Annotated in this window: 7 protein-coding genes; 4 read left to right on the top strand and 3 right to left on the bottom strand. The window is 63.8% G+C overall.

The window, feature by feature from the left end:
* Positions 1–20: 20 nt before the first annotated feature.
* The 3 genes from IM701_RS04765 to IM701_RS04755 all read right to left on the bottom strand — a co-directional run bounded on the left by IM701_RS04765 (position 21) and on the right by IM701_RS04755 (position 4,094).
* Positions 21–209 (bottom strand): hypothetical protein, encoded by a 189-nt coding sequence (locus IM701_RS04765; RefSeq protein WP_039337629.1) that lies wholly within the window; start codon positions 207–209, stop codon positions 21–23.
* 202 nt (positions 210–411) lie between these two features.
* Positions 412–1,779 carry an alkaline phosphatase family protein gene (locus tag IM701_RS04760; RefSeq protein ID WP_193828344.1) on the bottom strand — a complete coding sequence of 456 codons (1,368 nt, stop codon included), beginning with the start codon at positions 1,777–1,779 and terminating at the stop codon, positions 412–414.
* Positions 1,780–1,781: 2 nt separating this feature from the next.
* On the bottom strand, positions 1,782–4,094 hold the full coding sequence (locus tag IM701_RS04755) for a TonB-dependent receptor domain-containing protein (RefSeq protein WP_193827951.1): 2,313 nt from the start codon (positions 4,092–4,094) through the stop codon (positions 1,782–1,784).
* Positions 4,095–4,271: 177 nt separating this feature from the next.
* Between IM701_RS04755 and IM701_RS04750 the strand changes: the two genes are divergently transcribed.
* The 4 genes from IM701_RS04750 to IM701_RS04735 all read left to right on the top strand — a co-directional run bounded on the left by IM701_RS04750 (position 4,272) and on the right by IM701_RS04735 (position 11,925).
* Complete coding sequence (locus IM701_RS04750; protein ID WP_230487843.1) at positions 4,272–6,431, top strand: RNA degradosome polyphosphate kinase; 2,160 nt, start codon at positions 4,272–4,274, stop codon at positions 6,429–6,431.
* Positions 6,432–7,883: a Ppx/GppA family phosphatase gene (locus tag IM701_RS04745; RefSeq protein WP_193827949.1), complete on the top strand. Its 1,452-nt coding sequence runs from the start codon at positions 6,432–6,434 to the stop codon at positions 7,881–7,883. It begins immediately after the preceding gene.
* A 164-nt stretch (positions 7,884–8,047) separates the two neighbouring features.
* Positions 8,048–10,846, top strand: a complete 2,799-nt coding sequence (locus IM701_RS04740) for a TonB-dependent receptor (RefSeq protein WP_193827948.1) — start codon at positions 8,048–8,050, stop codon at positions 10,844–10,846.
* Positions 10,846–11,925 (top strand): phytase, encoded by a 1,080-nt coding sequence (locus tag IM701_RS04735; protein WP_193827947.1) that lies wholly within the window; start codon positions 10,846–10,848, stop codon positions 11,923–11,925. Before IM701_RS04740 ends, IM701_RS04735 begins: the two co-directional genes overlap by 1 nt.
* Positions 11,926–11,933: the final 8 nt, after the last annotated feature.

Here is an 11,933-nt window from a genome sequence, read left to right as displayed (position 1 = left end):
GGGGCTCTTTTTCTTGTGCGTCAGGCCCGCCGCCGTGCCGCAGCCTCAGTGGCATCTGCGCGAAAAGGCAGTTCTTCGTAGGCCGGGGTAAAACCAAGCCGGCGATAGAGTTCGGGACGGAGGTAAGGAAAGGCGTCGCCGGCGTCTTCGTGGACGCGGGCGCATTCCCCCAGGAATGTGTCGATCGTGCGAAAAAGGCCGCGTTTCATGGTTTGCCAATTGTTAGCGGGAATGCGCCGTAGACTTTTGCGGCAGGCCCGCTGAGTCGCGCCAACGCATTCGAATCTCGTCAAGATTCCGCAACGTGGTCGCCATCCGGAGAGCTTTCCAACTCTTGTGGACTCTCGGGCAACTCTACCCCAACTCTCCGGGGCAGAGCCGCAACTCTCCCCGGAGATTGAAGGGCAAAGCCTATTCGCCGACCTTCACAGCAGGGACCTGTGCATCGGGCAGTTTCGCCCCCATGGCATTGGCCAAGGTCGGAGCGATCGCGCGCATATCGATCTCGCCCAGACTGCGCCCCCTGGCCACGCCCTTGCCCATCACGAGGAAGGTCGATCGCATCTCGGGCATTGCCGGAAAATAGCCGTGCATCCCCTTGTAGCGCGAGGGTTTCGAGAGCGGCGCGTCGACCGCAAAGTTCCCTGCCAGCGCGCCCGGCTTCAGATCGACGAAGAAGCTGGCCTGCGGATTGCCACCCAGTCTGGCAATCTCCGCCCTGTCGATCACCCTTGCGATCTTCGCCTGCGGATCGGCGGCAAGCTTTTCCAACAGTGCTCCGACCAGACCGCTGAGCGTGGCGTCATCGAGGCGGGCGAGGACGATGGCGATCGAGCCGCCCGACGGCCACGGCATGGCGTCCCACGATGCGACCTTGCCGTCGGCGCCAAGCTTGATGAGGCCAGCGTCGATGAACGGGCGGAACAGGTTCACTTCGGTGTCGGTGGCGACGAAGCCGTGGTCGCTGACCAGCGCGATTGTCGCGTCGGGGCGCGCGGCGAGTTCGGCGGCGACGAGCTTGCCGACAGCGGCATCCAGACGTTCGAGCACGGCGTTCGCCTCGGCGCTCCCCGGGCCAAAAAGGTGTTCCTCATGGTCGAGCGCAGCGAGGTAGACCGTCAGGAACTCCGGCTTCTTCGTCTCGATCAGGCGCACGGCGAACTTCGTGCGGTTCTCGTCCGCCTGGACACCTTCGTCGATCCCGTCGGCATAGGCGCCGCAATCGTGTTCGAGCGCTTCGTAGAGGCCGTCCGTCGCCAGCGCGCGGATCAGCTTGCGGTCATCGCCGTGGCCCGAACGCCAGATCTGCGGCATGTTCCAGGTGAGCGACCTGACCCCGACGCTGACTGGCCAGTGGACGTTGCCGGTGGTTAAGCCCGCTGCCTTGGCGGCGTCCCACAGCGTGGGCGCGGTGATGTCCTGCGCGTACCAGTACCAGCCGCCGTAGTTGATCTGCCTGGGATCGAAGGTGGTGTTGCTGACGATGCCGTGCATCGCCGGGGCGACGCCGGTGAGCAGGGTAGTGTGACTGGGATAGGTGACAGTGGGAAGATTGCCCATCACACCAGTGGCATAGGCCCCTTCCTTGAGGAACCGGCGCAAGTTGGGAATCCTGAGGCCACGCTTGTCGGCTTCAAGCACGTCGCCGGGGCGCAGACCGTCGATCGAGACCAGTAGGACGGACTTGCGTGCCTCCTGGGCCTTAACGACGACGGGCGCCGTGCTGCCAAGCAGCACGACGCCCGCCATCAGGGCCCTTGCGGATGAAAGGCCGCGCATCATCAAAAGCCCGCCTTGAGCGTGACAAAGACCTGACGCGGCGCGCCTGCCAGCAGGGTCTGGCTGTCACCGCTGAAGCCGAAGCCGTTGGAGCCGATGGTGGCGACATAGCGCTTGTCGAACAGGTTCACCGCGTTCACCTGCAGTTCGATCGGCTGGCGCTGGCCGATGTTCAGGCGAAAGCCGATGGTGGCATCGACGAGCGCGCGACCGGGCACCGACTGGTCGTTGAGGTAGGTGAAGTAGCGCTTCGACATCCAGTTCACGCCGACCCGGCCGAACACGGTGTCACTGTCATACGACAGTTCGGCGCGCAGCAGGTGCTTGGGAGTATCGACCACGGTCTTGCCCTTGGTGGGACGGATGGTGGTGACGCCTCCTGCAGTGATGACGACATCATCGCGGTACGTGGTATCGTTGTAGCTGTAGGACGCGAAGGCGCCGAAGCCACCCGGCAGCTTCACGTCCATCGCCGCTTCGATGCCGAGCGCGCGGACCGAACCAACGTTCTGCAGGGCGTTGGTGGCCCCGACGATGCCGAGCGAAGTCGGGATGACCAGCAAGCGATCGCGGAAATCGACATAATAGCCTGCGAGCGAGGCATTCACGATGCCGGTGTTGTACCGCAAGCCCGCTTCGTAGGTGTCCGAGCTTTCCGGCTTGATCGTGTCCTTGATCGCATCGAAGCCAGCCTGCGTTGACGAAAACGGGCCGCTGGTGGTGGAAGCCTGATAGGCGCGCGTCACCTGCGTGAAGCCCGCAAAGGCTTCGAGACCGTTGCCGAACTTGTAGTTCAGGCCGACATGCGGCTGGAACCAGTCCTCGACCTTTAGGTCACCGGTGGCGCGGCTGTTGGTATTGACCAGCGCGAAGGCGTTGGTGTCGACCGAATAGCCCTTCCAGCCCAGATTCACCTTGAGATCGCCAAGGTCGATATCGTCCGAAACGTAGTATTGCAGCGTGTCGGTTTCGAACGCGATGGACCACTGCGTGAAGAACGGGTTGCGCTGGAAATCAAGGTGATCGCGGCCCGGATTGGTTCGGCTTTCGTATCCATAGAAGCGGCGCGACTGGATGAAGTCGTTCTTTTCATACCAACCGCCGACGAGCAGCCTGTTGAAGCCGAATTCGCCCGTCCAAGAGGCGAACACGCCCTTGCGCTTGATGTCGTATTCGGTCGTGCGGATCGACATCGGCACGCCCGACGGGCTGGCCAGATACGGCGTGCCCCAAGTGCCCTGTCCGTCGTTCTCGTGGTAATAGCCCTTGATGGCGAACTTGCCGGTATCGCCGGTCTGGATGGTCAGGCCCAGCGCGGCAAGTGTATCCTTGCGCAGGCCCGAAGCATCATAATAGGCGTCATCGGCAATTACGATCGGCGACGGATAGGTGGTGCCTGCAGCGGGGTTGGTCGGCGTGACGCCGCTGTAGCCGGTATTCGCGGCAATATCGGCAATGTTGATGGCTTCGGCATAGCGCGAGGGACCGAAGTTGTCCCAGTCATAGCCAAGGCGCTCGATCATCTCGAGGCTGAGATCCTGGTAGTCCTGCTCTGCGCGGTCGGAATAGCTGATGTAGCCATCGAGATCGACGGTTTCGCCCAGCGGCAGCACGGCCTTGGCATTGGCCATGAACGTGCGCTGCTTGCCATCGCCCTTCCACTTCTTGCCATCCTGATACTGGATCGAGGCGTAGCCGCGCGCGCCGTCAGCCGTGCCGAGCGCGACGCGGGCGAAACCACGGTATGTCTCCGCCGAACCATAGGAGGCTGACACGTCGGCTCCGAGCACGTCCTTGGGATCGATCGAGAAGAACTCGAGCGTACCGCCGAGGTTGTTGGTCGACTGTGCCGCAATCGAGCCCGAACCCTGGCTGACGCGCGTCACGCCGATGTTCTCGGGGCTGATCGCGCGGCTGATGTGAAGGCCGTTGGCATTGCCGTAGGACATGTCGCCCAGCGGAATGCCATCGAGATTGAAGCCAAGCTGGTTCTGGCTGAAACCGCGGATCGTGACGCGGGTGGACCATTCGTAGTTGCCGAAAGCGTCGGCCGACTGGAAATTGACCGAGGGCAGCTTTTCGATGGCCTTCAAGGGGCTGGTGCCCGAGGCGAGGATGGTCAGCTCCTGCGTGGAAAGTTCCTGCACCTGGCGGGTCTGGCCCGAACCCAAGACGACGATTTCGGCGTTGGCGGAATCCGCAGCGGCAGCCGCGTCAGCAGCTGGGGCGACGTCTTCTGCGGCAAAAGCCGGGGCAGCCACTGCAAAGGCAGCAATGGGCGAAGCGCTGGCGAGCAGCACGGCGACGATACGCATGGTGTTATCCCTCATAGACCACATCGGTGTGGCGAGGGCCTGCTAGGCGTGTGCTGTTGCAGGATGATGGAGATTCGGCGTCAGATCAGCGACATCGGCGTGACGATGAGTTGACAGCAATCATCCGGAACAGGACTGTCACGCGACTGTAACGCGAGATGCGCAATGGCCTTGAAGATGTCAGCGGGGGAATGCAGCGTGCAGATTGAAGACTTGCCGCCGGTTCAGGAGCGGTTCTTCAATCGTGAGCTGAGCTGGCTGGCCTTCAACCGGCGCGTCCTGGCCGAGGCAGTCAACCCCGACTATCCCTTGCTGGAGCGGCTGCGCTTTCTTTCGATCAGCGGCAGCAATCTCGACGAATTCATGATGGTGCGCGTGGCAGGGATCGCCGCGCAGGTCCGCCGCCAGATCGACGAGCTTTCTATCGACGGAAAGACCCCGCAGCAGCAGTTGGGTGCGCTGCTCGACGCGGTGAAGGACCTTATCGATTCCCAGCAGGACGTGCTGGCCGATCTGAAGGACGAACTGGCCGAGGCCGGCATTCGCATCATCGACAACGATGCCCTGAACAAGGGCGAGGCCGAGTGGCTGCGCGACTACTTCGAAGAGCACGTCGTCCCGGTGCTGACGCCGCAGGCCATCGACCCGGCACACCCCTTCCCGTTCATCGCCAACCAGGGCACCGGCATCCTGTTTCAGCTGCAGCGCACCGCCGATGGTGCAGCAGTGACGGAAATGATCCTGATCCCCCCTGCCCTGCCGCGCTTCGTGCGTCTGCCCGGGCCCAAGGCTTCGTGGGTGGGGATCGAGGAACTGGTTCGGCGCCATGCGACACTGCTTTTTCCGGGGTTCAAGATCCTGGGTGACGGCACCTTCCGCGTGCTGCGCGACAGTGACATCGAGATCGAGGAAGATGCCGAGGATCTAGTGCGCTACTTCCGCACCGCCATCCAGCGGCGGCGGCGTGGCAAGGTGATCCTCCTGCACCTGCAGGAAAACTTCGACGCCGACGCCGAGAAGCTGCTGCGCCAGCAGCTCAGGCTTGATCATGCGCTGGTCATCAAGAGTCGGGGACTGCTGGCGATCAGCGGGCTGTCTGCCGTGATCGAAGAGGACCGCCAGGATCTGAAATTCGATCCATACAACCCCCGCTATCCCGAACGCATTCTCGAGCATGACGGCGACTGCTTTTCCGCCATCCGCGAGAAGGATCTGGTGATCCATCACCCGTACGAAAGCTTCGAGGTGGTGATCGACTTCCTGCGGCAGGCCGCAGCCGACCCTGACGTGGTGGCGATCAAGCAGACGCTTTATCGCGCCGGCAAGCAGTCAGCCGTGATCGCAGCGCTGATCGCTGCGGCTGAGGCGGGCAAGTCGGTGACGGCCGTGGTCGAACTCAAGGCGCGCTTCGACGAAGAGCAGAACCTGATGTGGGCGGCACAGCTGGAACGCGCGGGCGTTCAGGTGATCTACGGCTTTGTCGACTGGAAGACCCATGCCAAGGTGAGCATGGTGGTGCGGCGTGAAGGTGGCGGATATCGCACATACTGCCACTTCGGCACCGGCAATTATCACCCGGTTACTGCGCGCATCTATACCGACCTGTCGTTCTTCACCGCCGATCCGCGCATGGGGCGCGATGCCGGGCAGCTGTTCAATTTCGTGACTGGCTATGTCGAGCCCAAGCACACCGAACTGCTGGCGATCAGTCCGATCAACCTGCGCGAGAGGCTTTACGAATGCATCGAGCGCGAGGTGATGCTGGCGAAGAAGGGCCGCCCGGCGATGATCTGGGCCAAGCTCAACCAGCTGACCGATCCCGACCTTATCGACCGGCTCTATCTTGCCAGCATGGCAGGCGTGGAAATCCGGCTGGTGGTGCGCGGGATATGCTGCCTGAAGCCCGGCGTGCCGGGGCTTTCGGAGACGATCGAGGTCAAGTCGATCATCGGGCGCTTCCTCGAACACAGCCGCATCTGGGCCTTCGGCAATGGCGCCAACCTGCCGAACAAGCGGGCGCGGGTGTTCATCTCGTCGGCCGACGGGATGAGCCGCAATATGGGTCGGCGGGTGGAAGTGCTGGTGCCGGTGAAGAACCCGACCGTGCATGACCAGATCCTTGACCAGGTGATGCTGGCGAACCTACTGGATACCGAGCAGAGCTGGGAATTGGGGCCGGATGGCGAGTACGAGCGGTTCGAAAAGGGCGATCCCTCATTCAACCTCCACGGCTATTTCATGACCAACCCGTCGCTTTCCGGGCGCGGTGCGGCGCTTTCCAAGGGAAGAAAGGTTCCAAAGCTTGCGTTGCGGCGCGGCGCGGCTAACCGTGGCTGAGTGAAAGCCAAACCAACAATCTACGATTGGGCGCAATCGCGCGCGATCATCGACATCGGTTCGAACACCGTGCGGCTGGTGGTCTATGGCGGACCGCCGCGTGCGCCGGTGACGCTGCTCAACGAGAAGGTCACGGCCAAGCTCGGCAAGCACGTGGCCGAGACGGGCAGGCTTTCGGACAAGGCGGTGGACAGCGTGCTGGCGGCACTGCGGCGCTACAAGGCGCTGATTGACCTTGCACAGGTGCCGCGCGTGGACGTGGTGGCGACGGCTGCGGCGCGCGATGCGACAAACGGGCCGGAGTTCCTGGCGAAGATTCGCGAAATCGGCTTTGAGCCGCGACTGCTTTCGGGCGTGGAAGAGGCCGAGACGAGCGCGACGGGCGTGCTTGGTGCATTTCCGGGGGCTTCGGGGATTGTGGGAGACCTTGGTGGTGGCAGCCTCGAACTGGTTGACATTGCCGATGGCGGGACGAGCCATGGGGTAAGCCTGCCGCTGGGGTCGCTCCGCCTGCCGCCGTTGCGGGCACGGGGCGACAGGGTGTTCGTGCGCGAGATCAGCCGGATGCTGGCAGGGGCCGACTGGGTGGCCGAGCCCGAAGCGACGCTCTACCTCGTCGGCGGGTCAATGCGTGCGCTGGGCCGTGCGATGATGGTGCAGCTGGACTGGCCGCTGGATGACACCCACGGCTTCGCGCTCGATGCCGGCAAGGCGCTGGAGCTGGCAAAGCGGTTCGCGCGGCGGGGGCAGGCGCTGCAGCAGATCGATGGCGTTTCGGCGAGCCGGGCCGCAAGCATTCCCGACGCCGCGGCGTTGCTGGCGGTGCTGCTGCAGAAGCTGGAGCCGAAGGGTATCGTGTTCTCGTCTTGGGGCCTGCGCGAGGGCGTGCTGTTCGGATCGCTGCCCGACGCGGTACAGCGCGAGGATCCGTTGCTGGCCGGAGTCAGCGCCTTCGTGGAGCCGCTCGGCGTCGACGCAGCACTCGTCGCGGCGACGGTGGCAGCGGTCAGGGAGGTTGCGGCGCTGGCGGATTCGGCAGTCGGGCGTGCGGCGGTGATGCTGTGCCTTGCCGCCGGCAGGGTCGAGCCGAACCTGCGGCGCGAGCTGCCGATGGAATGGGGCCTGCAGAAGCGCTGGGTGGGCGTGGACAACGCCGGGCGCGCCGCGCTGGCCAGCGCCTTGCGGGCGAGCCTTGGCAAGGGCGGTGCCGGCCAGGTGCCGTGGAGCGCCCTCGCCCCGGACGACCTGCTGTTCGAGGCGCGGACCCTTGGACATGCGGCGCGGCTGTGTCGGCGGCTGAGCGCGGGATCGGCGCGGGTGCTGGAAGAGGTGCGACTGCGGGCCGAGGGCGGCACGATCGTGATCGACAGTCCCGACCCGGACCTTGTCGGCGACAGCGCGGCGCGCGACCTGCGCGAGCTGGTGCAGCACTGCAACTTGCCTGCCGCCTGACATTTGCGTGACAGCTTGTCGCGTGTGAACCGAACACGCGCCCTTCTTTCCGCAATTGTTACGGCTGTTTGAAACGCATTCTTCGTTCTGCCTTCGAACTGTCGCGTGACCGTCAAACGCAGTGCCTAGGGGGCTCCCCAGCCAAGTCATTCAGGGGGCTTACCATGACATCTGTGTTTTCCGCGGCGAGCAGCCGCACCCTTGTTCGTGCGATGCTGCTGGGTTCGGTTGCCGCACTCGCTTCCACGCCAGCCTTTGCCGAAGACCTCGCCGCCGAGGAAAGCGCCGAGGCGCCGATCGTGGTGACCGGCGAGCGTCCGATTGCCGAATCCGAAGCCGCCGCGCTCGACGTGCAGAAGAAGTCGGATTCGCTGGTCACGGTGCTGTCGTCCGACGGCGTCGGCCGCCTGCCCGACCAGAACATTGCGCAGGCCACCAGCCGCCTGCCGGGCGTCGCCATCGAGCGCGATCAGGGCCAGGCGCGTTACATCTCGCTGCGCGGTGCGCCGAACTACTGGACCACGCTGAGCTTTGACGGGATCAATGTCGTCAGCCCCGAGGGCCGCGATGCGCGGTTTGACTCGATCCCCTCGGCCATTGCCAAGCAGGTCATCGTGTCCAAGGCGGTAACGCCGGACATGCCGGGCGAGACGGTTTCGGGCAACGTCAACGTCATCACCCGGTCAGCCTTCGATTTCGACGGGCTGCACGTGCAGGGCAAGGCCGGGATCGGCTATGCCGAACTCGGCGACCGGCGCGAATACGAAGGATCGCTGGTGGTATCGGATCGCTTCAAGGCAGGCGACGGCGAAATCGGCGTGCTGCTCTCGGGCAGCTTCTTCGAACGCAACATGATCACCGACAATTTCGAGATCGACTGGGAGCGCGTCAGCCAGGATCAGCGCCCCGGCAACGGCACGCGCTTCTGGGCGCGCGAGACCGAGAACAAGCTCTATCGCCTGCGCCGCCGCAACTGGTCGGTGTCGGGGCGCATGGACTGGAAGCCCGACAGCCAGAACACGATTTCGCTGCGTTCGATCTACACGATCTTCACCGACGACGAGGCGCGCGACAACTACATCTTCGACATGGATGACAAGCAGAGCGACCTTCCGAACAGCTCGGCCGCCTGCCCGACCACGGTCAACACCATGCCGACGACGACTGGCTATGCCGACGTGTGCATCGGCAACACGCCGCTGAAGGGCACAGTCTACGGAATCGACATCAACCAGCGCTCGACGCTCCGCGCGTTCCGGCAGTCGATCTTCACCAATACCCTCGAAGGCACGCACGAGTTCGGCGAAGGCTGGAAGGTGAACTGGCTGGGCAACTACACCGAGTCCAAGGACGACCGTTCGGTGGTGGGCGAAGCGCGCTGGAACAGCCCTTCCACGCGTTCTGCCCGTCCGACGATAGCTTATGACTTCACCAATCCCGGCCGCAACACGCCGCTGCTGTTCACCACCGTGCAGCTTTCCAGCCCGACGCGCTACACGGCGGGCAATGCGGTTACGGCGATCGACACCTTCGCCAAGCCTCTTGCCGAGTTGCGTCTGCTTGACGCGGTGGACACGACCAAGGCCTATACTGGCCGGCTGATCGTGGCGAAGGACACAAGCTTCCTTGGCAGCGATGCCACATTCAAGCTGGGTTTCCAGTTCGACCAGCGCACCAAGATAGTGGACGAAAGCCAGATCTCGCTGACAGCGGCGGGCGACTTCGCCACGATCGGGATTCCCACCAACTACAACGACTTCTCGCTTGATCAGGCGTTCCTCGGCGCGATCCCGATGGGCTACAACTTCCGGTATTTCGATACCGACAAGATGCGCCAATATGCCGATGCGGCGCGGGCCAATTTCACCTTCACGCCCAACACCGCGAACATCTATGACGTGCGCGAGCAGGTCTTTGCCGGATTTGCCATGGGCACGCTGCGGTACGACTGGGGTTCAATCGTCGGCGGTGTCCGTGTCGAACACGTGAAGAACCGCGGGATTGCCGAGGCCGACATCGCCGGAACCAAGGGCATTGTCACCGCCGAGGCGAGCCAGACCCTCGTTTTCCCGAGCCTTCACCTCAATTATGACTTAGCCGAGGACAAGAAGTTCAGGCTTTCGTTCAACAGCGGCGCGGCGCGTGCGGACTATGACCAGATCCGCCCGAACGTGACCGTGAACGATGCGAACCTGACGATCTCGGGCGGCAATCCCGGCGTGAAGCCGGAACGCGCCTATGGCGTGGATGCCTATTTCGAATGGTACGTGCGTCCGCAGGGCTACCTGATGGCCGGCGTCTTCTACAAGAAGGTCGAGGACGTGCTCTATTCGCAGCGCCGCACCTTCAATTCGGACGTGCTCAACAGCGGTGGCGTGGATCGTTCGCAGTACACCTTCACCGGCATCACCAACGGCGGTGACGGGCGCATCTTCGGCTTCGAGGTGGCGGCGCAGCTGCAGCTGGAACCGTGGACCGAAAGCCTTGGCCTGCCAGACTTCATGGGCGGCTTCGGCGTCAGCGCCAACCTCACGTACAACGACAGCGAGGTGACCAAGCCTGCGGTGGGCGACGTCCCTGCCCGCAAGGTGCGCCTGCCCGGCACGTCCGACTGGGTCTACAACCTTGGCGTCTATTATGAAAAGTACGGCCTGTCGCTGCGCCTGCAGTACCAGCGCCGCAGCACCTGGCTTGATGGCTATGCCGATGACCTGACCGATGCCGGCGATACCTATTGGGCCGCCGACGACGAGATGGACTTCTCGGCACGCTATGCGATCACGAAGAACTTCGAGGTCTATTTCGATGCCTCCAACCTGCTGAACAAGCCGGGCCGCCGCTATTCCGAGCCGGGTAACCTGCTGACCGCCACGGGAATCCCGACGCCGCACACCGACATCTACACCATCGAGTACGAACGCTTCGGCCGTCGCTATGCGGCGGGCGTGCGGGTGAACTTCTGATGGCCGCTTTCGCCAAGTTCGTCACGGCAGGATCGGGGGCTTTGCTCCCGGTCCTGTTCCTCTCTTCTTGCGCCAGCGTGGAGGAGTTCCCGCGACCATCCTATCCGGCGGTGGACGTGGCAGCGACGGCTGAGACCGCGCCGGTCGGATCCGCCAATGCCGATGCCGCCGATGACCCGGCGATCTGGCGCAATGCTGCTGATCCCGCGGCCAGCCTGATCGTCGGCACCGACAAGAAGGCGGGGCTGTATGTCTATGGCCTTGACGGCAAGGTGCGCGATTTCGTCGCGGCGGGTGCGCTCAACAATGTCGACTTGCGCGAGGTGCGGCCCGGCTTCGTGCTGGTGGCGGCAAGCGACCGCAGCGACTTGGCTGAGCCTAAGATCGCGCTGTTCCGGCTGGATGGCGCGACGGGCAAGCTGACCAGCCTTGGCGTGAGGAGCTTCCTTGGGGCCGGTCACGCTCCAGCCGAGGCCTATGGCTTCTGCATGGGCAAGGCGCTGGCTGCAGGCGAACTGGCGCGGGCCTATGTCGTGCTCAAGGACGGCACGGTGGCGGAAAGCGCACTAGAAGAGGTTGGCGGCATGATCACCGCGCGGCATCTGCGCTCTATCCGCTTCCGCACGCAATCCGAGGGATGCGTGGTGGATGACCGCACCGGCCTGCTCTACGTGGCCGAGGAGGACGTTGGCATCTGGCGGGTCGACTTGCGCGCCGCGGTCCTTCAGGCGGATGCCTTTGCCATGGTCGGCGCGGAAAAGGGGCTGGCAGCAGATGTCGAAGGGCTGGCGCTGGCACCCGAAGGACGGGACGGCGGAATGCTCGTCGCATCGAGCCAGGGCGACAATGCCTATGCGCTGTTCGATCTGACCACAGCGCAACCGCGCGGCCGCTTCCGCATTGTCGCAGGCCAGTTCGGCGCAACCAGCGATACCGACGGGATTGAACTGATGCTTGGGGACTTCGGCCCTGCCTTTCCTACTGGCCTGTTCGTGGCGCAGGATGGCGATAACGCGCCGCGCGCGCAGAACTTCAAGATGGTGCCGTGGCAGGCGGTGCTGGACAACCTCAAGCCGTAAGCGGTGCG

The sequence above is a fragment of the Novosphingobium sp. ES2-1 genome, from assembly GCF_015169775.1.
Taxonomy (GTDB): domain Bacteria; phylum Pseudomonadota; class Alphaproteobacteria; order Sphingomonadales; family Sphingomonadaceae; genus Novosphingobium; species Novosphingobium subterraneum.
This window is presented reverse-complemented; position numbering and strand designations above follow the sequence as displayed.

Excerpts from the sequence above, each read along its gene's own strand:
- IM701_RS04765 (WP_039337629.1), bottom strand. The coding sequence starts at position 209 with ATGAAACGCGGCCTTTTTCGCACGATCGACACATTCCTGGGGGAATGC.
- IM701_RS04760 (WP_193828344.1), bottom strand. The coding sequence starts at position 1,779 with ATGCGCGGCCTTTCATCCGCAAGGGCCCTGATGGCGGGCGTCGTGCTG.
- IM701_RS04755 (WP_193827951.1), bottom strand. The coding sequence starts at position 4,094 with ATGCGTATCGTCGCCGTGCTGCTCGCCAGCGCTTCGCCCATTGCTGCC.
- IM701_RS04750 (WP_230487843.1), top strand. The coding sequence starts at position 4,272 with ATGTCAGCGGGGGAATGCAGCGTGCAGATTGAAGACTTGCCGCCGGTT.
- IM701_RS04740 (WP_193827948.1), top strand. The coding sequence starts at position 8,048 with ATGACATCTGTGTTTTCCGCGGCGAGCAGCCGCACCCTTGTTCGTGCG.
- IM701_RS04735 (WP_193827947.1), top strand. The coding sequence starts at position 10,846 with ATGGCCGCTTTCGCCAAGTTCGTCACGGCAGGATCGGGGGCTTTGCTC.